This is a genomic window from Kitasatospora sp. NPDC041917 (genome assembly GCF_055589745.1).
Genome location: NZ_JBVJBI010000011.1, coordinates 63,241 through 85,972, shown reverse-complemented (window position 1 = coordinate 85,972; position 22,732 = coordinate 63,241). Strand labels below are relative to the sequence as shown.

At 71.3% G+C, this 22,732-nt stretch carries 21 protein-coding genes; 9 read left to right on the top strand and 12 right to left on the bottom strand.

Translation table 11 applies throughout. The annotated features are described in order from the left end of the window. Nucleotide 1 precedes the first annotated feature (1 nt). The 3 genes from sufD to ACZ6EM_RS15965 are packed head-to-tail and all read right to left on the bottom strand — an operon-like array spanning nt 2 to nt 3,556. Complete coding sequence (gene sufD / locus ACZ6EM_RS15975; RefSeq protein ID WP_380548927.1) at nt 2-1,231, bottom strand: Fe-S cluster assembly protein SufD; 1,230 nt, start codon at nt 1,229-1,231, stop codon at nt 2-4. A gap of 57 nt (nt 1,232-1,288) precedes the next feature. Next, nucleotides 1,289-2,704, bottom strand: coding sequence for a Fe-S cluster assembly protein SufB (gene sufB / locus ACZ6EM_RS15970; protein WP_359905296.1), 1,416 nt, complete (start codon nt 2,702-2,704; stop codon nt 1,289-1,291). A 9-nt stretch (nt 2,705-2,713) separates the two neighbouring features. Beyond that, nucleotides 2,714-3,556 carry a helix-turn-helix transcriptional regulator gene (locus tag ACZ6EM_RS15965; RefSeq protein ID WP_401046430.1) on the bottom strand — a complete coding sequence of 281 codons (843 nt, stop codon included), beginning with the start codon at nt 3,554-3,556 and terminating at the stop codon, nt 2,714-2,716. Nucleotides 3,557-3,719: 163 nt separating this feature from the next. Between ACZ6EM_RS15965 and ACZ6EM_RS15960 the strand changes: the two genes are divergently transcribed. Together ACZ6EM_RS15960 and ACZ6EM_RS15955 are read left to right on the top strand one after the other, a co-directional pair. After that, entirely contained in the window at nt 3,720-4,646 is a 927-nt protein-coding gene (locus ACZ6EM_RS15960; RefSeq protein ID WP_401046422.1) for an ABC transporter ATP-binding protein, read from the top strand. A 20-nt stretch (nt 4,647-4,666) separates the two neighbouring features. Continuing rightward, on the top strand, nt 4,667-5,443 hold the full coding sequence (locus ACZ6EM_RS15955; RefSeq protein WP_380353698.1) for an ABC transporter permease: 777 nt from the start codon (nt 4,667-4,669) through the stop codon (nt 5,441-5,443). Between the two features lie 74 nt (nt 5,444-5,517). Here the strand turns inward: ACZ6EM_RS15955 and ACZ6EM_RS15950 are convergent, their stop codons facing one another. Both ACZ6EM_RS15950 and ACZ6EM_RS15945 read right to left on the bottom strand, forming a co-directional pair. Then, complete coding sequence (locus ACZ6EM_RS15950; protein WP_465772563.1) at nt 5,518-6,201, bottom strand: LAETG motif-containing sortase-dependent surface protein; 684 nt, start codon at nt 6,199-6,201, stop codon at nt 5,518-5,520. A 373-nt stretch (nt 6,202-6,574) separates the two neighbouring features. Beyond that, entirely contained in the window at nt 6,575-7,885 is a 1,311-nt protein-coding gene (locus tag ACZ6EM_RS15945) for a choice-of-anchor A family protein (RefSeq protein ID WP_465772562.1), read from the bottom strand. Nucleotides 7,886-8,131: 246 nt separating this feature from the next. Here ACZ6EM_RS15945 and ACZ6EM_RS15940 point away from each other — a divergent pair, with 246 nt between their 5' ends. Next, a complete protein-coding gene (locus tag ACZ6EM_RS15940) occupies nt 8,132-9,103 on the top strand; it encodes a COX15/CtaA family protein (RefSeq protein WP_465772561.1) in 972 nt (323 codons plus the stop codon). A gap of 70 nt (nt 9,104-9,173) precedes the next feature. Here ACZ6EM_RS15940 and ACZ6EM_RS15935 read toward each other — a convergent pair whose 3' ends face one another. Next, complete coding sequence (locus ACZ6EM_RS15935; RefSeq protein ID WP_359912949.1) at nt 9,174-9,506, bottom strand: hypothetical protein; 333 nt, start codon at nt 9,504-9,506, stop codon at nt 9,174-9,176. A gap of 72 nt (nt 9,507-9,578) precedes the next feature. On the opposite strand from ACZ6EM_RS15935, the gene ACZ6EM_RS15930 reads away from it, so the two are divergent. After that, on the top strand, nt 9,579-10,220 hold the full coding sequence (locus ACZ6EM_RS15930; RefSeq protein ID WP_452178276.1) for a DUF2461 domain-containing protein: 642 nt from the start codon (nt 9,579-9,581) through the stop codon (nt 10,218-10,220). 79 nt (nt 10,221-10,299) lie between these two features. On the opposite strand, the gene ACZ6EM_RS15925 is transcribed toward ACZ6EM_RS15930, so the two are convergent. Further along, nucleotides 10,300-11,247: a heme o synthase gene (locus ACZ6EM_RS15925; protein ID WP_380548947.1), complete on the bottom strand. Its 948-nt coding sequence runs from the start codon at nt 11,245-11,247 to the stop codon at nt 10,300-10,302. A 463-nt stretch (nt 11,248-11,710) separates the two neighbouring features. Here ACZ6EM_RS15925 and tkt point away from each other — a divergent pair, with 463 nt between their 5' ends. The 5 genes from tkt (at nt 11,711) to pgl (ending at nt 18,575) form a co-directional block, all read left to right on the top strand. Continuing rightward, nucleotides 11,711-13,810: a transketolase gene (gene tkt, locus ACZ6EM_RS15920; RefSeq protein ID WP_452178277.1), complete on the top strand. Its 2,100-nt coding sequence runs from the start codon at nt 11,711-11,713 to the stop codon at nt 13,808-13,810. Nucleotides 13,811-13,899: 89 nt separating this feature from the next. Beyond that, entirely contained in the window at nt 13,900-15,042 is a 1,143-nt protein-coding gene (tal, locus tag ACZ6EM_RS15915; protein ID WP_380548953.1) for a transaldolase, read from the top strand. Nucleotides 15,043-15,103: 61 nt separating this feature from the next. Further along, nucleotides 15,104-16,693, top strand: coding sequence for a glucose-6-phosphate dehydrogenase (gene zwf, locus ACZ6EM_RS15910; RefSeq protein WP_359912954.1), 1,590 nt, complete (start codon nt 15,104-15,106; stop codon nt 16,691-16,693). Continuing rightward, complete coding sequence (gene opcA, locus ACZ6EM_RS15905; RefSeq protein ID WP_380548955.1) at nt 16,690-17,790, top strand: glucose-6-phosphate dehydrogenase assembly protein OpcA; 1,101 nt, start codon at nt 16,690-16,692, stop codon at nt 17,788-17,790. Before zwf ends, opcA begins: the two co-directional genes overlap by 4 nt. After that, nucleotides 17,787-18,575: a 6-phosphogluconolactonase gene (gene pgl / locus ACZ6EM_RS15900; RefSeq protein ID WP_049649616.1), complete on the top strand. Its 789-nt coding sequence runs from the start codon at nt 17,787-17,789 to the stop codon at nt 18,573-18,575. The genes opcA and pgl overlap by 4 nt, the downstream gene beginning before the upstream one ends. Nucleotides 18,576-18,665: 90 nt before the next feature. Here pgl and ACZ6EM_RS15895 read toward each other — a convergent pair whose 3' ends face one another. The 5 genes from ACZ6EM_RS15895 to gap form a co-directional block, all read right to left on the bottom strand. After that, on the bottom strand, nt 18,666-18,953 hold the full coding sequence (locus ACZ6EM_RS15895) for an RNA polymerase-binding protein RbpA (RefSeq protein WP_223245297.1): 288 nt from the start codon (nt 18,951-18,953) through the stop codon (nt 18,666-18,668). A 205-nt stretch (nt 18,954-19,158) separates the two neighbouring features. Further along, on the bottom strand, nt 19,159-19,395 hold the full coding sequence (gene secG, locus ACZ6EM_RS15890) for a preprotein translocase subunit SecG (RefSeq protein ID WP_359817184.1): 237 nt from the start codon (nt 19,393-19,395) through the stop codon (nt 19,159-19,161). An 87-nt stretch (nt 19,396-19,482) separates the two neighbouring features. Continuing rightward, nucleotides 19,483-20,268, bottom strand: coding sequence for a triose-phosphate isomerase (gene tpiA, locus ACZ6EM_RS15885; protein WP_359912928.1), 786 nt, complete (start codon nt 20,266-20,268; stop codon nt 19,483-19,485). 5 nt (nt 20,269-20,273) lie between these two features. Then, on the bottom strand, nt 20,274-21,485 hold the full coding sequence (locus ACZ6EM_RS15880; protein WP_401051099.1) for a phosphoglycerate kinase: 1,212 nt from the start codon (nt 21,483-21,485) through the stop codon (nt 20,274-20,276). Between the two features lie 154 nt (nt 21,486-21,639). Further along, nucleotides 21,640-22,647, bottom strand: coding sequence for a type I glyceraldehyde-3-phosphate dehydrogenase (gene gap / locus ACZ6EM_RS15875; protein WP_359912922.1), 1,008 nt, complete (start codon nt 22,645-22,647; stop codon nt 21,640-21,642). Nucleotides 22,648-22,732: the final 85 nt, after the last annotated feature.

Below are 22,732 nucleotides of genomic sequence, written 5' to 3'. Positions count from 1 at the left end.
TTCAGACCGCCGATTCCAGCTCGGCGTCGATCTTCTCCATGAGCTGGTCCTGGACCTCGGCCACGCCGATCTGCTGGAGCAGCTCGGCGAAGAAGCCGCGCACGACCAGGCGGCGTGCCTCGTCGGCCGGGATGCCGCGGGCCTGCAGGTAGAACAGCTGCTCGTCGTCGAAGCGGCCGGTCGCCGAGGCGTGGCCGGCGCCGACGATCTCGCCGGTCTCGATCTCCAGGTTCGGGATCGAGTCGACCCGGGCGCCGTCGGTGAGCACCAGGTTCCGGTTGAGCTCGTAGGTGTCGGTGCCGACCGCGGCGGCGCGGATCAGCACGTCGCCGACCCAGACCGCGTGCGCGTCCTGGCCCTGGAGCGCGCCCTTGTACGCCACGTTCGACCGGCAGTGCGGCGTGTCGTGGTCGATCACCAGGCGGTGCTCCAGGTGCTGGCCGGCGTCGGCGAAGTAGAGGCCGAACAGCTCGGCCTCGCCGCCGGGGCCCGCGTAGGCGACCCGCGGGTGCAGGCGGACCAGGTCGCCGCCGAAGGTGACGACCACGGACTTGAAGGAGGCGTCCCGGCCGATCAGCGCGTTGTGCTGGGCGGCGTGGACGGCGTCGCGCTCCCAGTCCTGCACGGAGACGAAGGTGAGCTTGGCGCCCTCGCCGACCAGCAGCTCGACGTTGGCGGCCCGGGTGCCGGTGCCCTCGTGGTTCAGCACCACGACGGCCTCGGCGAACGGCTTGACGTCGATCACCACGTGGGCGAAGCGGACGCCGCCCTCGCCGCGCACGTCGATCCTGACCGGCTCGGCCAGCACCGACTCCTTGGGGACGGTGACCACCAGTGCCTGCTCGAAGGCGCTGAACGCCTGCGCGGCGACCCGGTCGACCGGCTTGCCGGCCTTGCCCAGGCGGGCGTCGTCCCGGCCGACGGTCTCGGCGGTGACGCCGTCCGGCAGCGTGAACTCGACCTTGTCCTCACCGCGCGGGGCGGAGGCGGCGGTGCCGTCGTGCAGCCCGCCGAGGCGGTGCAGCGGGGTGAACCGCCAGTCCTCCTCGCGGCCGGTGGGCACCGGGAAGTCGTTCACGTCGAAGGACGGCTTGACCGCGACGCGCGCGTCGATCGGCTGCTGGACCGCGGTGCGGCCGGTGCCGGGGCCGGCGAGCTGCGCGCCCGCGCCGGCGGTGCCGACCTCGATCGACCCGGCGGTGGTGGAGCCGGTGGTGTTCTGCTCAGCCATGGCTGTTCGTAGTGCTCTCTTCCTCGGAAATGAGTGGACGGCGGCGGCGGCCTGGGGTCAGCCGACCGCGCCCTCCATCTGCAGCTCGATCAGCCTGTTGAGCTCCAGCGCGTACTCCATCGGCAGCTCGCGCGCGATCGGCTCGACGAAGCCGCGGACGATCATCGCCATCGCCTCGAACTCGGTCAGGCCGCGGCTCATCAGGTAGAAGAGCTGGTCCTCGCTGACCTTGGAGACGGTCGCCTCGTGGCCCATGGACACGTCGTCCTCGCGGACGTCCACGTACGGGTAGGTGTCCGAGCGGGAGATGGTGTCCACCAGCAGCGCGTCGCACAGCACGTTGGACTTGGCGCCCTTGGAGCCCTCGCCGATCTCGATCAGGCCGCGGTAGGAGGTCCGGCCGCCGCCGCGCGCCACCGACTTGGAGACGATGTTGGAGGAGGTGTTCGGCGCCATGTGCACCATCTTGGCGCCGGCGTCCTGGTGCTGGCCCTCGCCCGCGAAGGCGATCGACAGGGTCTCGCCCTTGGCGTGCTCGCCCATCAGGTAGACGGCCGGGTACTTCATGGTGACCTTGGAGCCGATGTTGCCGTCGACCCACTCCATGGTCGCGCCCTCGTACGCCACGGCGCGCTTGGTGACCAGGTTGTAGACGTTGTTCGACCAGTTCTGGATGGTCGTGTAGCGGCAGCGGCCGCCCTTCTTGACGATGATCTCCACGACCGCCGAGTGCAGCGAGTCGGAGGAGTAGATCGGGGCGGTGCAGCCCTCGACGTAGTGGACGTAGGCGTCTTCGTCGACGATGATCAGCGTCCGCTCGAACTGGCCCATGTTCTCGGTGTTGATCCGGAAGTAGGCCTGGAGCGGGATGTCCACGTGCACGCCCTTTGGCACGTAGATGAACGAGCCGCCGGACCACACGGCCGTGTTCAGCGCGGCGAACTTGTTGTCGCCGACCGGGATCACGGTGCCGAAGTACTCCTTGAAGATCTCCGGGTGCTCGCGCAGCGCGGTGTCGGTGTCCAGGAAGATGACGCCCTGCTCCTCCAGGTCCTCACGGATCTGGTGGTAGACGACCTCGGACTCGTACTGGGCGGCGACACCGGCGACCAGGCGCTGCTTCTCCGCCTCCGGGATGCCGAGCTTGTCGTAGGTGGCCTTGATGTCCGCGGGCAGGTCCTCCCAGGACTCGGCCTGCTTCTCGGTGGAGCGGACGAAGTACTTGATGTTGTCGAAGTCGATGCCGGAGAGGTCGGAGCCCCAGGTCGGCATGGGCTTCTTGCCGAACAGCTTCAGGCCCTTGAGCCGCAGGTTCAGCATCCACTCGGACTCGTTCTTCTTCGCCGAGATGTCGCGGACGACCTCCTCGCTGAGCCCGCGCTTGGCCGCGGCACCGGCGGTGTCCGGGTCGGCCCAGCCGTACTCGTAATTGCCGAGGCCTTCGAGCTCGGGGTGCGAAACGGTGTCAGTCATGCGAGCTTCCTAACGCGCGGACGCTGAATCTTCGGTGGACGTACCGGCAGTCGGCACTGCATCGGAGCCGCGTCCCGCCGGGGGCTGGGCGGGCGACGATGCGGCACCGGGTGCCGGCACATAGGTGGTGCAGACCCCGTCGCCGTGGGCGATCGTGGCCAGCCGTTGCACATGGGTGCCCAGGAGCCGGGAGAAGACCTCGGTCTCCGCCTCGCAGAGCTGCGGGAACTGCTCGGCGATGTGCGCGACCGGGCAGTGGTGCTGGCAGAGCTGGGCGCCCGCCGGGGCCTTGGCCGCGGCCGACGGGACACGCCGCACCGTGGCAGCGTACCCGTCCGCGCTCAGCGCCTGGGCCAGCGCCTCGGTGCGTTCCCCGGCGGCGGCCAGGCGCAGGGCCTCCAGGTACTTCTCGGCCTGCTGGCCGAACCGGGCGCGGGCGAAGGCGGCGACCGCCTCCTCCCCCGCCTTGCCGCCGCCCACCGAGTCCGCGATCCAGCGCAGCGCGTCGGCGGCGAGCTGGTCGTACGCCTGGTAGAAGGCGTCCCGGCCGGCGTCGGTGAGGGCGAAGACCTTGGCCGGACGGCCCCGGCCGCGGCTTCCGTAGACCCGCTGTTCGCGGGACTCGACCAGACGGGTGGCGACCAGCCCGTCGAGGTGGCGGCGGACGGCGGCGGCGGTGAGGCCGAGCCGGTTCGCCAGGTCGGCGGCGGAGGAGGGGCCGTGGTCCAGGATCGACCGGGCGACCCGGTCCCGGGTGGCCCGGTGGCCCTCCAGCAGCACCTCGGCCGCCGTCACGGGCACGTCGCAGGAGGAGGCCGTCTCGGCCTCCTGCTGCTGGGCGTGCTCGCGCATGTTTTTCACAACACCAGTGTTGCGTAATTCCTTCCGTCGGGACAACCCGTGATCCAGGCCTCACCGGTGTCATCTGTCACGCAGGTTAGCCTTACCTGACCTGCGAAAACGATCATCGAGCCGCCGTCCGGCCCGCGCGTCAGGCCCTCTTACACTCGCCGGTATGCACTCCGAACCCGCGGTCCAGATCGCCGGGCTGGTCAAACGCTACGGCGACAAGCTCGCGGTGGACGGCCTCGACCTCACCATCCCGGCCGGCGCGATCACCGCCGTCCTCGGCCCCAACGGCGCCGGCAAGACCACCACCATCGAGACCTGCGAGGGCTACCGCCGCCCCGACGCCGGCACCGTCCGGGTCCTCGGCCTCGACCCGGTCGCCCGGAGCGCCGCGCTGCGGCCCCGGATCGGCGTCATGCTGCAGTCCGGCGGCGTGTACGCGGGCGCGCGCGCCGTCGAGATGCTGCGGCACACCGCCAAGCTGCACGCCCACCCGCTGGACGTGGACGCCCTGGTCGAGCGCCTCGGCCTCGGCTCCTGCGGCCGCACCGCCTACCGGCGGCTGTCCGGCGGCCAGCAGCAGCGGCTCGCCCTGGCGATGGCCGTGGTCGGCCGCCCCGAGCTGGTCTTCCTGGACGAGCCCACCGCGGGCCTCGACCCGCAGGCCCGGCGGGCCACCTGGGAGCTGGTGCGCGACCTGCGCCGGGACGGCGTCACCGTGGTCGTCACCACCCACCACATGGACGAGGCCGAGCAGCTCGCCGACCGGGTCGCCGTCGTGGACCGCGGCCGGGTGATCGCCGACGGCACCACCGAGGAGCTGTGCCGCGGCGGCGCCGAGGACTCCCTGCGCTTCGACGGCCCGCCCGGCCTCGACCTCGGCCCGCTGCTCAAGGAGCTGCCCGAGGGCGCCGCGGCCACCGAGACCGCCCCCGGCAGCTACCGCGTCGAGGCGCCCGTCGACCCGAAGCTGGTGGCCACCGTCACCGGCTGGTGCGCGGCCTCCGGCGTCCTGCCCGAACGGCTGTCCGTCCAGCGCCGCAGCCTGGAGGACGTCTTCCTCGACCTGACCGGACGGGAGCTGCGCTCGTGAGCGAACGGAGTGAGGGAACCATGACCGCCGCCACGACCGACTACTCCCCCGCGCCGGGCCCCGCGCCCGTCGGCCGGATGCTGCTCGCCCAGACCGCGTTCGAGACCCGGATGCTGCTGCGCAACGGCGAGCAGCTGCTGCTCACCGTGGTCATCCCGACCGTGCTGCTGGTGCTGTTCTCCGCGGTGGACGTCGTCGCGGTCGAGGGCCCCGGCAAGCGGGTCGACTTCCTGGCGCCCGGCCTGCTGGCGCTGGCCGTGATGTCCACCGCCTTCACCGGCCAGGCCATCGCCACCGGGTTCGAGCGCCGCTACGGCGTCCTGAAGCGGCTCGGCGCCAGCCCGCTGCCGCGCTGGGCGCTGCTGACCGCCAAGACCGGCTGCGTCCTGGTGACGGAGGCGCTGCAGGTGGCGCTGCTGTCGGTGATCGCGCTGGCCCTCGGCTGGTCCCCGCACGGCGACCCGTTGACCGTCGCCGCGCTGCTGGTCCTCGGCACCGCCGCGTTCTCCGGGCTCGGCCTGCTGATGGCCGGCACCCTGAAGGCCGAGGCCACCCTGGCCGGCGCCAACCTGGTGTTCGTCCTGCTGCTGCTCGGCGGCGGGGTGATCGTGCCGCTGACCAGGTTCCCCGAGGCCGTGCGGTCGGTGCTGGAGCTGCTGCCGATCTCGGCGCTCTCGGACGGCCTGCGGTCGGTGCTCCAGAACGGTGCCGGGGTGCCGTGGGCCGACCTCGGCATCCTGGCCGGCTGGTCGGTGCTCGGCCTGGCCGCGGCCGCCCGCTTCTTCCGCTGGGAGTAGGTCGGCGGGTACCGACGCACGACGCCCCCCGGCCGCCTTGGGCCGGGGGGCGTCGTGGTCATCGGGCCGGGGTGTCAGCTCTCGCTGCCGCCGCGGCGCTTGCGGGCGAGCAGGACGAGCGCGCCGCCGACCAGCAGCACGCCGCCGCCGGCCGCCGCGATGATCGGGGTCGAGTCGCTGCTACCGGTCTGGGCGAGCGCCGGCGCGCTGGTGGTGGGCGTCGGGGTCGGCGTCGGGGTCTTGCTCGGGGTGGGCGTGGCCGACGGGGTCGGCGTGGCCGGGGGCGTGGTCGACGGCGTGGGGGTCGGGGTCGCGGTCGCGGTCGGCGTCGGCGTCGGGGTCGGCGTCTTGGTGGGGGTGGGCGTGGGGGTGGGAGTCGGCGTGTGGCACGGCTCGATGGTCTTGGTCTCGTTGATGTTCCAGCCCTTCTCGTTCGGGTTCTCCGTGGTGGTGACCACCAGGTTCGCCTTGATCGGGGCGTTGTGATCCTTCACCGGGAAGGTGCCGTGGTACTCCTTCGGGAAGGTCTTGCCATCCAGGACCTTCTCGCCGTCGATGGTGAGGCTGACGGTGTTCTTCACGGTCTCGTTGCCGCTGTAGTTGATCAGATCGATCACGATCTTGTCGCAGGTCACCGTCCAACTCGGCACGTGCGCCGAGGCATTGGTGGCCAGCGCCAGGGGCAGGAGAAAACCGGCCGCAGCCGTTCCGGCAAGCGCCGTCGCACCGATCGCGAAGTGCCGCTGCTGTCGTGCCATTACTTTGTTCCCCTCCGAACGGTCTTGTGCAGCAGGCGTGTTGAGTGGTTCGCGGTGGCCCGCTACGACTGTCCGGGGGACTCTACCGGCACTCCCGCACCCCGCCACACCCCGCCGTACGACCGGATATCGACTGTCCGTCCGTCTTCCGATGTGCATGACCAGCCCATCACAGCCGTCACCTCGCGGAACGCGGATTCGACAAACCTGAATGGACTTCGTCACCTTCAAGACAGAACGGAGCCCTCGGTGATCGGGTTCAATCACCGAGGGCTCCGATTCGGTCAGCCGACGAACAGCGGGCCATTCCGGCCTTTCCGTCGATTCCGCCCCTCCGCGGCCGGGGGCCGCCGCCGGGGCGGGCTCGACCGGCTCAGGCCTTCCTGGCCGCCTTGCGCCGGGCGGCCACCACGATCGCACCGCCGGCCGCGAGCACGACCGCACCGCCGATCGCCATCGGCAGCACCGGGCCGGAGCCGGTGTGCGCCAGGTTGCCGCCCGCGTCCGGCTGGGCGGACGGGCTGCCCGAGACCGACGGGGCGGTGGTCGCGCCACCGGCCGACGCGCTGGGCGAACCGCCGGCGCCGGGCGTGCCGGTCGCCGGGGCGGACGGGCTGCCCGAGGGGCTCGCCGAAGCGCTCGGGGAGGTCGAGGCGCTCGGCGTGGCCGACGGCGAGCCGCTCGGCACGGTCGGCGGCACCGTCGGCGTGCCGGACGGCGTCGGCACGGTGCCCGGCAGGCAGCCGGTGAAGGGGTAGTGGTGCGTCTCCGCACCGCCCTTGCCGGTCAGCGAGGCGGCGATCACCGAGCCGTTGACCGGACCGCCGCTGCCGAGGTCGAAGGCGGCGTTCGGCGCGAGCACGGTCCCGGCCCAGGCGGCCTGGCTGTTCTTGACCACCTTGGTGGCGGTCGGGAAGTTCCAGAGCAGCTTGGAGCGGATCGCCCCGCCCGCGGCACTCTGCAGCTTGTCGTCCAGCACGAAGGCCTTCCGGCCGTCGTCCCACAGATGGAAGCCGGTGGTCCCGGCCGCCGCCATGTCGTACGAGCCGCCGGTCACGTTGACCACCGTCACCGAGCCGGCCGGCACCTTGAGGAAGACGTCCTTGGCGCCCTGCAGCCGGGCCGCGTCGACGGTGAAGCTGTTGTACTTCGCGTCCCCGCCGGTGAACGTCAGCTTGGCGCCCTCGGCCTGGACGGTGGCGCCGGCGGTCTGCGGCACGGCGGCCAGCGAGGTCGCGGCGGCGCGCAGCTTGGCGAACTCGGCCTTGAAGTCGATCGGCGAGGAGCCCTGGGCGACGGCCCCCTGGTGGGCCTGGACGGTGGCGCCGTCGGCCTTGGAGCCGAAGACGCCGTTGCCCTTCATCACCTGGGTGTTGTGGCCGGTGATCCGGCCCGCCACGACCAGGGCGTTCTTGCCGGGCAGGGCGTCGACCTGGGCCGCGGTGAGCTCCTGGCCGACCGAGAAGCCGCCGGTGAAGTCGGCGTTGCCGCCGACCGCGACCGCGCCCTCGGCGTCGGGGGTGTGGGTGTCGTCGCCCTCGATGAATTCGCCGTAGAGGTTGGCGACCCCGAGACCGCGGCACTCCTGGTCGGCGCCGACGGCCTGGGCGGCCGGCGCGATCAGGCCGGCCAGTGCGAGAGAGCCACCGACGGCGAGCGCGGCGGCGGAAGTGGATATGCGCATGTGCAGGTCTCCGCTTACGTGCGGGAGGAGGTGGGAGAGAGGTCCGAAAAAAAGGTATGGACCAGAGGCGCACTCTCTCCACCCGAACCACAATTGGTCAAGACCAATGCGCATCTTGAGGGATTCACCCCCTTTGTCCGCGTGTCCCCTCCCGGCGTGTCGCCGGCCCCGGACTCCGCCGCCCGCGGCCGCGCGCAGCCGTGCCCCGCCCCAAGATCGCCTGTAAGGCCGCCTACGATTGACCCCGTGCCTAACCCCTTCTCCCTGCTCGCCGAGCGCTGGCAGCCATCCGCCGAGATGGTCCGCCGCGCCACGTTCGCCGCGCTGGTGATGAGCGTGGTGATCGTCGTCACCGGCGGCGCCGTCCGGCTCACCGCCTCCGGCCTCGGCTGTACGACCTGGCCCCGATGCACCGACGAGAGCCTGACGCCCACCGCCGAGATGGGCTTCCACGGCGTCGTCGAGTTCACCAACCGGATGCTCACCTACGTGCTGAGCGCCGCCGTCGGCTGGGCCATCCTGGCCGCCCGCTGCCACCGGCCCTGGCGGCACAGCATGACCCGGCTCGGCTGGGCGCAGTTCTGGCTGGTGATGAGCAACGCCGTACTCGGCGGCATCACCGTGCTGACCGGCCTCAACCCGTACACCGTGGCGCTGCACATGATCGCCGCGATGGCCCTGGTCTGGGTCGCGCTGCTGATGTGGGAGCGGTCCAAGGAGGGCGACGGCCCGCCCCGCCTCTCGGTGGCCCGGCCGATCCACCGGCTCTCGTACGTCCTGGTCACCGTGATCGGCCTGCTCGTCGCGGCCGGCACCCTGGTGACCGGCGCCGGGCACCACCCCGGCACGCCCAAGGACAACAAGATCGTCCCGCGCATCCCGATCGACTACGACCGCCTCGCCCAGTTCCACGCCGACTTCGCGTTCGTCTCGGTCGGCCTGGCCATCGCGGTGATCTTCGTCTTCGCCGCCGTCAAGGCCCCGCAGCCCGCCCGCGCCCGGGCCAAGGAGCTGCTCGCCGTCCTGCTGCTGCAGGGCGTGCTCGGCTTCGTCCAGTACTTCACGGACGCGCCCGAGCTCATGGTCGGCCTGCACATGCTGCTCGCCGCCCTCACCTGGATCGCCGCGCTGCGCGTCCCGCTCGCCCTGCGCACCCGCGCGGACGCGGCGACCGCCGATCAGCTGCCCGCCCAGGCCCCGCAGACCGCCTCGGTCTGACCCCCGGCAGCACCGACGGCCCGGCTCCTCCGCACGGAGGAGCCGGGCCGTCGCCGTGTCCGGGCCGGGTTCAGCCGCCGAGCTGGATGCCGGCCATCCGCTTCCACTCGTACGCGCCGGTCTTCACCTTGAGGCCCAGCTCGCCCTCGAAGTCCTCGTGCAGGGTCAGCCCGGCCAGCTCCGCGGCCCGGCGGCCGACGGCGTAGCTGGGGGCCACCTGGTCGCCCCAGGCGCCGTCCGCGCCCACCACGACGATCCGGGTGGCCACGGAGCCGACGTACTCGACGACCGCGTCGGCGCTGCCCCCGTGCTGCCGGGCGAAGCTGGTCAGGTGCTTGGCGATGCGCTTGGCACGGCGCTCGGTACGGGCGTCCGGCGCGGTGGCGGTCTCAACGCTGCTCATGCCCGCATGCTACCCACCGGTAGCGCCGCTGGCGACGGGAGCACCCTGTGCACCGGGCCACATACTGGAGGAGTGACCTTCTCCGGCTGGCCGGCCGAGGCGCTCGACTTCTACGAGCACCTGGAAGCCGACAACTCCAAGACCTTCTGGCAGGCCCACAAGGCGCGGTACGAGGACGCCGTACGGACCCCGATGGAGCAGCTGCTCGCCGACCTGGAGCCCGAGTTCGGGCCGGGGAAGGTGTTCCGCCCCAACCGCGACATCCGGTTCAGCGCCGACAAGTCCCCGTACAAGACCCACATCGGCGCCCATCTGGAGGGCGGCGGCTACATCCAGCTCTCCGCCGACGGCCTGGCCTGCGGCAACGGCCTGTACCGGCTCGCCCCGGACCAGCTGGAGCGCTACCGGGCCGCCGTCGCCGAGGACCTCGGCGGCGCCGAGCTGGAACGGGTGATCGCCTCGGTGGAGCGGGCGGGCCCGCGGGTGGTCGGCCGGGACTCCCTCAAGTCGGCCCCGCGGGGCTACCCCAAGGACCACCCCAGGATCGGGCTGCTGCGCCACAAGGGCCTGGTGGCCTGGCAGGAGTGGGAGCCGGCCGGGTGGCTGGAGACCCGCGCCGCCCACACCCGGATCACCGGCTTCCTGCGCGCCTCCCAGCCGCTGCGGGACTGGCTGGACGGCCACGTCGGCCCGTCCGAACTCCCCGGACGCTGACACCCTCCCGGAACGCGGGAGAGCCCCGGTCCACCGGACCGGGGCTCTCCCGACGAATCCCTACGTCACGAACGGATCCCTACTTGACGAACGGGTCGATCGCGCAGACCACCATCAGCAGCGACAGGTAGGTGATCGACCAGTGGAACAGCCGCATCTCCTTGAGCTTCGCGCCCACGATCCCGGCCTTGGCCCGCCCGTACAGCGCGTGCGCCTCGCGCAGCCAGGCCGCGCCCAGCAGCACCGCGGCGACCGGGTACAGCCAGCTCATGTGTCCCAGCGGCCAGAGCGCCAGCGAGACCGCCACCATCACCCAGGAGTAGATGACGACCTGCTTGCCGACCGCCACGTTGCCCTTGATCACCGGCAGCATCGGCACGCCGGCCCGCGCGTAGTCGTCGCGGACCTTCATCGACAGCACCCAGGTGTGCGGCGGCGTCCAGAAGAACACCACCAGGAACAGCACCACCGCGGCCCAGGACATCGAGTTGGTCACCGAGGACCAGCCGACCAGCACCGGCATGCAGCCGGCGATGCCGCCCCAGACGATGTTCTGCGAGGTGCGCCGCTTGAGCCCCAGCGTGTAGACGAACACGTAGAACAGCAGCGCGCCCAGCGCCAGCCCGGCCGACAGCCAGTTGACCCCGAAGCCCAGCAGCAGGGTCGAGACGACCGCGAGCACGACGCCGAACACCAGCGCCTCGCGCGGCGACACCATCCCGGTGACGATCGGCCGCCGCTCGGTGCGCGACATGATCGCGTCGATGTCCCGGTCGATGTACATGTTGAGGGCGTTGGCGCCGCCGGCCGAGAGGTAGCCGCCGATGACGACCTTCAGCACCAGCAGCATGTTCGGCACGCCCTGTTGAGCCAGGAACATCACCGGCACGGTGCTCATCAGCAGCAGCTCGATGATCCGCGGCTTGGTCAGTGCGACGAACGCGCCGACACGGGCCCCGAACGGCCGGTGCGCAGGAGTCGCCCCGGTGACCCCGGCGGGACGGGTTTCGACGGCGGTCACTAACACCCCAACTGAAGATGAATCCTCGCAGGCGTCCACAGGAACGAAGGGTCCCGAATCGTCCGCTCTGCGCGTACCACGACACCATAGACGTTCCATATATCGCATCCGGCTCCGGGGTCCCCCGGCGAGGCGGAACGCACACCCCCGGGTGAACCGCCCGGGCGACGCCCCCGGAGGCCTCCGGGGAGGTCCGCTAGCCCGTCCTGACCACCGGAGCGGCGCGGAGCCGCGATTCGGGAGAGTCTGGGACAAATCCCTCCCGGCGTTCCCGGTGGGAATCTGCAGGGGGAATTGCCGGTTGTCCCAGCACGGAGGGTGAGCCCCGACCCGGACGGTAGGCTCGCACGCAGAAGCGGGATCTACCCTCCGTGACCGGCACCACCCAGCGTCGGGACCACAGCGCCGTGGCCGACCCGGTCCCCATTCACGGGGTCACTCTTCACAATGGAAGGAGCCCTGAGACAGGGTGAGCACTGCGCCGACGAACGCATTCGAGTGGACCGATCTGGACGAGCGCACGGTTGACACCGCGCGGGTCCTGGCCATGGACGCTGTCCAGAAGGTCGGCAACGGACATCCCGGGACGGCCATGTCGCTGGCCCCGGCCGCGTACCTGATCTTCCAGCGATTCCTGCGCCACGACCCGACGGACCCGTCCTGGGTCGGGCGCGACCGCTTCGTCCTCTCCCCCGGGCACACCAGCCTGACGCTCTACACCCAGCTGTACTTCTCGGGCTACGGCCTGGAGCTGGACGACCTCAAGGCCTTCCGCGTGGCCGGCAGCCGCACCCCGGGCCACCCCGAGCACGGCCACACCGCCGGCGTGGAGACCACCACCGGCCCGCTCGGCCAGGGCATCGCCAACGCGGTCGGCATGGCGATGGCCGCCCGCTACGAGCGCGGCCTGTTCGACCCGGAGACGGCGGCCGGGGAGTCCCCCTTCGACCACACCGTCTGGGCCATCGTCTCCGACGGCGACCTGGAGGAGGGCATCTCCGCCGAGGCCTCCTCGCTGGCCGGCCACCAGAAGCTGGGCAACCTGGTCGCGCTGTACGACGACAACCACATCTCGATCGAGGGCGACACCGAGACGGCCTTCTCCGAGGACGTCCTCAAGCGCTACGAGGCGTACGGCTGGCACGTGCAGCGCGTCACCCCGAAGGCCAACGGCGACATCGACGTCGAGGCCCTCGCCGGTGCGCTGGCCGCCGCCAAGGCCGAGACCTCCCGCCCGTCGCTGATCGCGATGCGCACGATCATCGCCTGGCCGGCCCCGGACGCCCAGAACACCGCCAAGGCGCACGGCTCCGCGCTCGGCGCCGCCGAGATCGCCGCCACCAAGAAGGTCCTGGGCTTCGACCCGGAGAAGACCTTCGAGGTCAGCGACCAGGTCATCGAGCACGCCCGGCTGGTCATCAAGCGCGGCAAGGCCGCCCGCGACCAGTGGCAGCAGGGCTTCGACGCCTGGCGCGCCGCCGACGCGCACCGGGCCGCCGAGTTCGACCGCATCCAGGCCGGCGAGCTGCCCGAGGGCTGGAAGAAGGCCGTCCCCTCCTTCCCGGCCGGCAAGGACGTCGCCACCCGCAAGGCCTCCGGCGAGACCCTCAAGGCGCTCGGCGCGGTGATCCCGGAGCTGTGGGGCGGCTCGGCCGACCTCGCGGAGTCCAACCTCACCACCATCGACGAGGACAGCTCCTTCCTCCCCGAGGGCAACCCGCTGAAGTCGGCGAGCCCGTACGGCCGGACGATCCACTTCGGCATCCGCGAGCACGCCATGGGCTCGACCATGAACGGCATCGCCCTGCACGGCAGGACCCGCGTGTACGGCGGCACCTTCCTGGTCTTCGCCGACTACATGCGCCCGGCCGTCCGTCTGGCCGCGCTGATGAAGCTGCCGGTCACCTACGTCTGGACGCACGACTCGATCGGCCTCGGCGAGGACGGCCCGACCCACCAGCCGGTCGAGCACATGGCCTCGCTGCGCGCCATCCCGGGCCTGGCCATGGTCCGCCCGGCCGACGCCAACGAGACGGCCGTCGCCTGGCGCACCCTCATCGAGCGCCAGACCAGCCACCCCGGCCCGGTCGGCCTCGCGCTGACCCGCCAGAACGTCCCGACCTTCGACCGCGAGGTCTTCGCCTCCGCCGAGGGCACCGCCAAGGGCGCCTACGTGCTGGCCGAGGCCTCCACCGGCGACCCGCAGGTGATCCTGCTGGGCACCGGCTCCGAGGTCCAGCTGGCCGTCCGGGCCCGCGAGGTGCTGGAGGCCGAGGGCATCGCCACCCGCGTGGTCTCGGTCCCGTCCTTCGAGTGGTTCCAGGAGCAGGACCAGGCCTACCGCGACAGCGTGCTGCCGCCGTCGGTCAAGGCCCGCGTCTCGGTCGAGGCCGGCATCGCCCAGGGCTGGCGCGAGCTGGTCGGCGACCACGGCCGGATCGTCTCGCTGGAGCACTTCGGCGCCTCCGCCGACTACAAGGTGCTCTTCGAGGAGTTCGGCATCACCAGCGAGCGCGTGGTGGCCGAGGCCCACAACGCCCTGCGCTCCCTCGAGGCCGTCAACCGCTAGCGGCACCCGGCCGGGGCCGCCGACCGCACATCGGCGCCCCGGCCCTTCGACCACCCCACGAAGCAGAAGAACAAAGGGACTGAAGCACCATGACTGACGCACTGAAGCGCCTCAGCGACGAAGGCGTTGCGATCTGGCTGGACGACCTCAGCCGCAAGCGGCTGAACTCCGGCAACCTGGCCGAACTGGTGCAGAACAAGCACGTGGTGGGCGTGACCACCAACCCGACCATCTTCCAGAAGGCCATCGCCGGCTCCGGGGACGACTCCTACGACGGCCAGCTGCGCGACCTCGCCGTCCGCAAGGTCACCACCGACGAGGCGATCCGCATGATCACCACCTCGGACGTGCGCGACGCGGCCGACGTGCTGCGCCCGGTCTACGACGCCTCCAACGGCCGCGACGGCCGGGTCTCCATCGAGGTCGACCCGCGCCTGGCGCACGAGACCGCCACCACCGTGGCCGAGGCCAAGCAGCTGTGGTGGCTGGTCGACCGCCCGAACGTCTTCATCAAGATCCCCGCCACCAAGGCCGGCCTGCCCGCGATCGCCGAGGTCATCGGCAGGGGCATCAGCGTCAACGTCACGCTGATCTTCTCGCTGGAGCGCTACAAGGCCGTCATCGACGCCTACCTGACCGGCCTGGAGGCCGCCAAGGCCAAGGGCCTGGACCTCTCCCAGATCGAGTCGGTCGCCTCCTTCTTCGTCTCCCGCGTGGACACCGAGATCGACAAGCGCCTGGACAAGATCGGCGGCGAGGCCAGGAACCTGCGCTCCAAGGCCGCGCTGGCCAACGCCCGCCTCGCCTACCAGGCGTACGAGGAGGTCTTCGGCAGCGTCGACGGCAAGACCGCCGGCAGCGCCCGCTGGAGCGCCCTGGAGGCCGCCGGCGCCAAGCCGCAGCGCCCGCTGTGGGCCTCGACCGGCGTCAAGGACCCGGCCCTGCCGGACACCCTGTACGTCACCGAGCTGGTCGCCCCCGGCACCGTCAACACGATGCCCGAGGCCACCCTGGACGCCACCGCCGACCACGGCGTGGTCACCGGCAACACCATCGCCCCCAACTACGCCGACGCCAAGGCCGTGCTGGACGCGATCGCCGCGGCCGGCGTGGACTACGACGACGTCGTCCAGCTGCTGGAGGACGAGGGCGTCGAGAAGTTCGAGCAGTCCTGGAACGAGCTGCTCGACACCGTCACCGCCTCGCTCGCTTCCTTCGCCGACGAGAAGTGACCCCTGCTCACAGCCAGCGCACGAAAGCGGAGCCCATCAAGTGAGCACTGATTTCCCCGAGTTGACACCGGAATCGGACGCGGACGATCTCCCGCCCACCCCCGTCAACCCGCTTCGTGACCCCTCCGACCGACGGCTCCCGCGCATCGCGGGGCCGTCCGGTCTGGTCATCTTCGGGGTCACCGGCGACCTGTCCCGCAAGAAGCTGATGCCGGCCATCTACGACCTGGCCAACCGCGGTCTGCTGCCGCCGGGCTTCTCCCTCGTCGGCTTCGCCCGCCGCGAGTGGGACGACGAGGACTTCGCCAAGGAGGTCCACGACGCCGTCCGGGACCACGCCCGCACCCCGTTCCGGGAGGAGGTCTGGCAGCAGCTCGCCAAGGGCATGCGCTTCGTCCACGGGACCTTCGACGACGACGACGCCTTCGACAAGCTGCGCGAGACCATCGAGGAGCTGGACAAGGCCCAGGGCACCGGCGGCAACTTCGCCTTCTACCTGTCCGTCCCGCCGAAGTTCTTCCCCACCGTCGTCCAGCAGCTCAAGAAGCACGGCCTGGCCGACCCGCCCTCCTCGCCCGCCAACGGGCAGGAGGGGACCGGCAGGACCTCGTGGCGCCGCGCGGTCATCGAGAAGCCCTTCGGCCACGACCTGGAGAGCGCGCAGGAGCTCAACAAGGTCGTCCACGAGGTCTTCCCCCGGGACGAGGTCTTCCGGATCGACCACTACCTGGGCAAGGAGACGGTCCAGAACATCCTGGCGCTGCGCTTCGCCAACCAGATGTTCGAGCCGATCTGGAACCGGTCGTACGTCGACCACGTGCAGATCACCATGGCCGAGGACATCGGCATCGGCGGCCGGGCCGGCTACTACGACGGCATCGGCTCCGCCCGTGACGTGATCCAGAACCACCTGCTCCAGCTGATGGCGCTCACCGCCATCGAGGAGCCGGCGTCCTTCCACCCCAAGGCGCTGGTGGCCGAGAAGCTCAAGGTGCTCAGCGCCGTCAAGCTCCCGGCCGACCTCGGCCGGCACACCGTGCGCGGCCAGTACGCGTCCGGCTGGCAGGGCGGCGAGGAGGTCGTCGGCTACCTGGACGAGGACGGGATCGACCCGGACTCCAAGACCGACACCTACGCGGCCATCAAGCTGGAGATCAACAACCGCCGCTGGGCGGGCGTCCCGTTCTACCTGCGGACCGGCAAGCGCCTGGGCCGCCGGGTCACCGAGATCGCGGTCGTCTTCCAGCGCGCCCCGTACCTGCCGTTCGACTCCTACGCGACCGAGGAGCTGGGGCAGAACGCCCTGGTCATCCGGGTCCAGCCGGACGAGGGCGTCACCGTGCGGTTCGGCTCCAAGGTGCCGGGCACCTCCTTCGAGGTCCGGGACGTGACGATGGACTTCGCCTACGGCGAGTCCTTCACCGAGTCCAGCCCGGAGGCGTACGAGCGGCTCATCCTCGACGTGCTGCTCGGCGACGCCAACCTGTTCCCGCGCCACCAGGAGGTCGAGCTCTCCTGGCAGATCCTCGACCCGATCGAGAAGTACTGGGACACCCACGGCAAGCCCGCCCAGTACGCGGCGGGGACCTGGGGCCCGGTCGAGGCGGACGAGATGCTCGCACGAGACGGCAGGAGCTGGCGCCGGCCATGAAGATCGACCTCACCAACACGACGTCCAGCAAGATCAACGCCGCGCTGATGGAGGCGCGCCGGGCCCGCGGTTCCGGCGCCGCCGGCATGGTGCTCACCCTGGTGATCGTGACCGACGAGGGCAGCGCCTACGACGCCCTCAAGGCCGCCAACGACGCCTCCCGCGAGCACCCGATGCGCACCCTCGCGGTGATCAAGCGCGCCGGGCGCTCGCCCCGGGCCCGCGCCGAGACCCGGCTGGACGCCGAGATCCTGGTCGGCTCGGACGCCGGCTCCGGCGAGACGGTCGTCCTGCGGATGCACGGCGAACTCGCCGCGCACGCCCAGTCGGTGGTCCTGCCGCTGCTGCTGCCGGACGCCCCGACCGTCGTCTGGTGGCCGGACAACGCGCCGCTGCACCCGGCGCAGGACCCGCTGGGCTCGATCGCCCAGCGCCGGATCACCGACGCCGTCACCGCCGAGTCCCCGGTCGGCCAGCTCGCCCAGCGCGCGCAGAGCTACACCCCGGGCGACACCGACCTGGCCTGGACCCGGGTCACCGGCTGGCGCTCGATGCTGGCCGCCGCGCTGGACCAGCGGCCGTCCACGATCGTCTCCGCGGTGGTCGAGGGCGAGTCCTACAACCCCAGCGTCGAGCTGCTCGGCCTCTGGCTGACCAACCGGCTGCACGTGCCGGTCGAGCGGGTCGTCACCAACGGCCCCGGCATCACCGCGGTGCACCTGCGCACCAAGGACGGGGACATCACCCTGGACCGCCCGGACGGCCTGCTGGGCACGCTCTCCATGCCCGGCTCGCCGGACCGCCAGGTGGCGCTCAAGCGGCGCGAGACCTCGGAGCTGATCGCCGAGGAGCTGCGCCGCCTGGACCCGGACGACATCTACGCGACGGCCGTGCGCACGCCCGTCGACCAGCTGCACGAGCCGGCCAACGCCGAGACCGCGGCGGCGGAGAGGGTCGCCCGGGAGGTCGCCGAGGACGCCGTCGAGGAGGCCGCCGAGGCCGCCGTGGCCAACCCGGACCGGGTGACCGCCGGGACGGCGGACCGGAAGCCCGCCCGGAAGGCCGCCGGCAAGCGCGCCGCCAAGGACGACGCATGACCAACGCGACCCCCCAGCTCGTCGTCCACCGGGACAAGGAGCTGATGGCCCAGGCGGCCGCGGCCCGTCTGATCACCCGGATCGTGGACGCCCAGGCCGCCCGCGGCAGCGCCTCGGTGGTGCTCACCGGCGGCCGCAACGGCAACGCCCTGCTGGCCGCGATCGCCGCCTCCCCGGCGCGCGACGCGGTCGACTGGGGCCGGCTGGACCTCTGGTGGGGCGACGAGCGCTTCCTGCCCGCCGCCGACCCGGAGCGCAACGCCGTCCAGGCCCGCGCCGAACTGCTGGACGCCGTCCCGCTCGACCCGGCGCGGGTGCACGAGATGCCCGCCTCGGACGGGGTGGACGGCTCGGACGTGGAGGCCGCCGCCGCCCGCTACGCCGAGGAGCTGGCGAAGGCGGCCGGCCCGGGCGACCGGCTCGGCGTCCCGGCCTTCGACGTGCTGCTGCTCGGCGTCGGCCCGGACACCCACGTCGCCTCGCTCTTCCCCGAGCACCCGGGCGTGCGGGAGACCGAGCTGACCGTGGTCGGCGTGCGCGGGGCCCCCAAGCCCCCGCCGACCCGGGTCTCGCTCACCCTCCCGGCGATCCGCACCGCCCGCGAGGTCTGGCTGCTGGCCGCCGGGGAGGACAAGGCGGGCGCGGTCGCGCTGGCGCTGTCCGGCCCGGGCGAGCTCCAGGCGCCCGCCTCCGGGGCGTACGGCCGCAGCCGCACCCTGTGGCTGCTGGACCGCGCCGCCGCGGAGCGGATCCCGCCGCAGCTCTACCCGCCGGCCTCCGCGTAGCCGGCCCGGCGACGCCGAAGGGCGCCACCGTCACTCGACGGTGGCGCCCTTCGTGCTGTTTGCCGTTGCGTTCGGACCGTTGCGCCGGACTCAGATCTCGCCGCGGAGCTTCGCCAGCGCCTCGGCCAGGATCGCCTCGCCGTCGGCGTCGGTGCGCCGCTCACGGACGTAGGCGAGGTGGGTCTTGTAGGGCTCGTTGCGCGAGGGCGCCGGCGGGTTGTGCTGGTCCTGCCCCGCGGGGAAGCCGCAGCGCGGGCAGTCCCAGGTCTCCGGGATCGCCGCTTCGGCGGCGAAGCTGGGACGGGTCTCGTGCTTGTTCGCGCACCAGAAGGAGATCCGGTTGCGCGGGGCGGACTCGCCGCGCTCCGCCTCGCCCATCGGGCCGGCCCCGACCCTGCTGCCACGGATGGCATTGCCACTTGCCACGGTCTGACTCCCTGCGTACTGGTGCGCCGACCCGCCGCGGTGCGCGTCGGTGGCGAAAGTCGTCCTAGTGTAAGCAGGTGTTAAGCATCCGCCACCATCGCCTCCGCACCCGACCGTCCCAGGATAGGCGCTCGGGCGACGGGGCGTCAGGGATACGTCAGACCGAGGTCTTCATCAGCAGGCCGAGGACGATGATGGACGCGAACCATCCCACGCCGACCACGATGGTGATGCGGTCCAGGTTGCGCTCGGCCACCGCCGAACCGCCGCCGGTGGACATCGCGCCACCGCCGAACATGTCCGACAGGCCGCCGCCCTTCCCCTTGTGCAGCAGCACCAGCAGGATCATCAGAAGACTGAAGATGATCAGGGCAATCGAGAACCCGAGAACCACGACGGGACCAACTCTCTCGTATCTTCGGCGAAGGGGCCGGGCCGCGTACGGCGGTCCGGCCCCAAAGCCTACGTTGCTGCGGCGGCGTTAGCCTACTGCCTGCTCACGGTAGCGCACGATCTTGACGAACTCGTCGGCGTCCAGCGAGGCACCGCCGACCAGGCCGCCGTCGATGTCGGGCTTGGCCATCAGACCGGCCGCGCTCGACGACTTCACCGAACCGCCGTACAGCACCCGGACCTTGCCGGCCAGCTCGGCGTCGTACAGCTCGGCGATCCGCTTGCGGATGGCGGCGCAGACCTCCTGCGCGTCCTCCGGGGTGGCCACCTCGCCGGTGCCGATCGCCCAGACCGGCTCGTAGGCGACCACGATCGACTCGGCCTGGTGGGCCGGGACGTCGGCCAGGCCGCCGTCCAGCTGGGCCAGGGTGTACTCGACGTGGGTGCCGGCCTTGCGGATCTCCAGCGGCTCGCCGACGCACAGGATCGGGGTGACCCCGGCCCGGTAGGCGGCCTTCACCTTGGCGTTGACGATCTCCTCGTTCTCGCCGTGGTACTGGCGGCGCTCGGAGTGGCCGATCACCGCGTAGGTGCACTGGAGCTTGGCCAGCATCGGGCCGGAGACCTCGCCGGTGTAGGCCCCGCCGTCGTGCTGCGAGATGTCCTGCGAGCCGTACTTGATCTTCAGCTTGTCGCCGAAGACCAGGGTCTGCACCGAGCGCAGGTCGGTGAACGGCACCAGGACGGCGACCTCGACGGCCTCGTAGTCCTTGTCGGCCAGCGCGAAGGCCAGCTTCTGGGTGTGCTGGATGGCCTCAAGGTGGTTGAGGTTCATCTTCCAGTTGCCCGCCATCAGCGGGAGACGGTCGGTCATGTGTGTCAGTCCTCCAGTGCGGCGAGACCGGGGAGGGTCTTGCCCTCCAGGTACTCGAGGCTGGCGCCGCCGCCGGTCGAAATGTGTCCAAAGGCGTTCTCGTCGAAGCCCAGGATGCGGACGGCCGCGGCGGAGTCGCCGCCGCCGACCACGGTGAACGCGTCGCTGTCGAGCAGGGCCTGCGCGACGGCCTTGGTGCCGTTCGCGTAGTCCGGGTGCTCGAAGACGCCCATCGGGCCGTTCCAGAACACCGTGCCCGCGTCGGCCAGCTTGGCCGCGTACAGCTCGCGGGTCTTCGGGCCGATGTCCAGGCCCTCCTGGTCGGCCGGGATGGCGTCGGCATCGACGGTCGTGGGGTTCGCCGGGGCCTTGGTCTTGAGGTCCGGGAACTCGGCGGAGACCAGGACGTCCGTCGGCAGCACGAACTCGACGCCCCGCTGCTCGGCCCGGGCCAGGTACTCCAGGCAGACCGGGATCTGGTCCGCCTGCAGCAGCGAGATGCCGACCTCGTGGCCCTTGGCCTTGAGGAAGGTGTACGCCATGCCGCCGCCGATCAGGATCCGGTCGGCCTTCTCCAGCAGGTTGTCGATCACGCCGAGCTTGTCGGAGACCTTGGCGCCCCCGAGCACGACGACGTACGGGCGGGCGACGTCCTCGGTGAGCTTCTTCAGCACGCCGACCTCGGTGGCGATCAGGTCGCCGGCGGCGTGCGGCAGCAGCGCCGGCAGGTCGAACACCGAGGCGTGCTTGCGGTGCACGGCGCCGAAGCCGTCGCCCACGTACAGGTCGGCCAGCGCGGCCAGCTGCTCGGCGAAGGCCTTGCGCTCGGCGTCGTCCTTGCTGGTCTCGCCCGCGTTGAAGCGCAGGTTCTCCAGCAGCGCGACCTCGCCGTTCGCCAGCGCGGCGGCGGTGGCCTCGGCGCTGTCGCCGACGGTGTCGGTGGCGAAGGCGACGTCCTTGCCGAGGATCTCGCCGAGGCGCTCGGCCACCGGGGCGAGCGAGAACCGCGACTCCGGCTCGCCCTTGGGGCGGCCGAGGTGCGAGGCGACGACGACCTTCGCACCGGCCGCGGCCAGCTTGGCGATGGTCGGCGCGACGGCGCGGATGCGGCCGTCGTCGGTGATCGTGTCGCCGTCCAGCGGCACGTTCAGGTCGGCGCGCACGAAGACGCGCTTGCCTTCGACACCGGCTTCGATGAGCTCTTCGATGGTCTTCACGGGGATTCGGTTTCTCCTGGGGAGATGGTTGATGCGCAGTGAGGCGGCACGGCGCAGGGGCCGCCTGAGAAGTCCTTGAGCGCGGAACGAGGGCCCGGTCGGCACCGTACGCCGTCCGGGCCCTCGCCCCTACATCACGTCAGCTCCCGCAACGTCAGAGCTGCCCGCCGACGAGGGCGACCAGGTCGACGACGCGGTTCGAGTAGCCCCACTCGTTGTCGTACCAGCCGAGCACCTTGACCTGGTTGCCCTGGACCATGGTGAGCTGGCTGTCGAAGATGCACGAGGCCGGGTCGTTCACGATGTCCGAGGAGACGATCGGGTCCTCGGTGTAGGCCAGGATGCCCTTGAGCGGGCCCTCCTGCGCGGCCTTCTGGAAGGCGGCGTTGACCTCGTCCTTGGTGACCTCGCGCTCCAGGGTGACGACCAGGTCGGTGATGGAGCCGGTCGGGACCGGGACGCGCAGCGAGGTGCCGTCCAGCTTGCCCTTCAGCTCCGGCAGGACCAGGGCGGTCGCCTTGGCGGCGCCGGTCGAGGTCGGGATGATGTTCTGCGAGGCCGCACGAGCACGGCGCAGGTCCTTGTGCGGGAAGTCCAGGGTCACCTGGTCGTTGGTGAACGCGTGGACGGTGGTCATCAGACCCTTGACGATGCCGAAGCTCTCGTTCAGCACCTTCGCCATCGGCGCCACACAGTTGGTGGTGCAGGAGGCGTTGGAGATGATGTGGTGGTTGGCGGCGTCGTACTTCTCGTCGTTGACACCCAGGACGATGGTGACGTCCTCGTCGGTGGCGGGCGCCGAGATGATGACCTTCTTCGCGCCGGCGGCGAGGTGCTTCTTCGCGGCCTCGGCCTTGGTGAAGATGCCGGTGGACTCGACGACGATGTCGGCGCCCAGGGCGGCCCACGGAAGGTTCGCGGGGTCACGCTCGGCGGTCACCTTGAAGGTGTGGCCGTCGACGGTGATGCTGTCCTCGGTGTGCGAGACCTCGGCCTGGAGGGTACCCAGGGTGGTGTCGTACTTGAGCAGGTGAGCCAGGGTCTTCGTGTCGGTGAGGTCGTTGACACCGACGATCTCGATGTCCGCGCCCTGGGCCTTGACCGCGCGGAAGAAGTTGCGGCCGATGCGGCCGAAGCCGTTGATGCCTACCCGGATCGTCACGAACCGATCTCCTCGTTAGGTACGCCGGGCGCGAGGCCCGGCGGGATGAGATTTGGGAAGTCCCCGACCGCCTATGACCCTACCC

Coding starts and splice junctions, on each gene's coding strand:
- sufD (WP_380548927.1), bottom strand. CDS start 1,231: ATGGCTGAGCAGAACACCACCGGCTCCACCACCGCCGGGTCGATCGAG.
- sufB (WP_359905296.1), bottom strand. CDS start 2,704: ATGACTGACACCGTTTCGCACCCCGAGCTCGAAGGCCTCGGCAATTAC.
- ACZ6EM_RS15965 (WP_401046430.1), bottom strand. CDS start 3,556: ATGCGCGAGCACGCCCAGCAGCAGGAGGCCGAGACGGCCTCCTCCTGC.
- ACZ6EM_RS15960 (WP_401046422.1), top strand. CDS start 3,720: ATGCACTCCGAACCCGCGGTCCAGATCGCCGGGCTGGTCAAACGCTAC.
- ACZ6EM_RS15955 (WP_380353698.1), top strand. CDS start 4,667: ATGACCGCCGCCACGACCGACTACTCCCCCGCGCCGGGCCCCGCGCCC.
- ACZ6EM_RS15950 (WP_465772563.1), bottom strand. CDS start 6,201: ATGGCACGACAGCAGCGGCACTTCGCGATCGGTGCGACGGCGCTTGCC.
- ACZ6EM_RS15945 (WP_465772562.1), bottom strand. CDS start 7,885: ATGCGCATATCCACTTCCGCCGCCGCGCTCGCCGTCGGTGGCTCTCTC.
- ACZ6EM_RS15935 (WP_359912949.1), bottom strand. CDS start 9,506: ATGAGCAGCGTTGAGACCGCCACCGCGCCGGACGCCCGTACCGAGCGC.
- tal (WP_380548953.1), top strand. CDS start 13,900: ATGACTGACGCACTGAAGCGCCTCAGCGACGAAGGCGTTGCGATCTGG.
- opcA (WP_380548955.1), top strand. CDS start 16,690: ATGAAGATCGACCTCACCAACACGACGTCCAGCAAGATCAACGCCGCG.
- pgl (WP_049649616.1), top strand. CDS start 17,787: ATGACCAACGCGACCCCCCAGCTCGTCGTCCACCGGGACAAGGAGCTG.
- ACZ6EM_RS15895 (WP_223245297.1), bottom strand. CDS start 18,953: ATGGGCGAGGCGGAGCGCGGCGAGTCCGCCCCGCGCAACCGGATCTCC.
- tpiA (WP_359912928.1), bottom strand. CDS start 20,268: ATGACCGACCGTCTCCCGCTGATGGCGGGCAACTGGAAGATGAACCTC.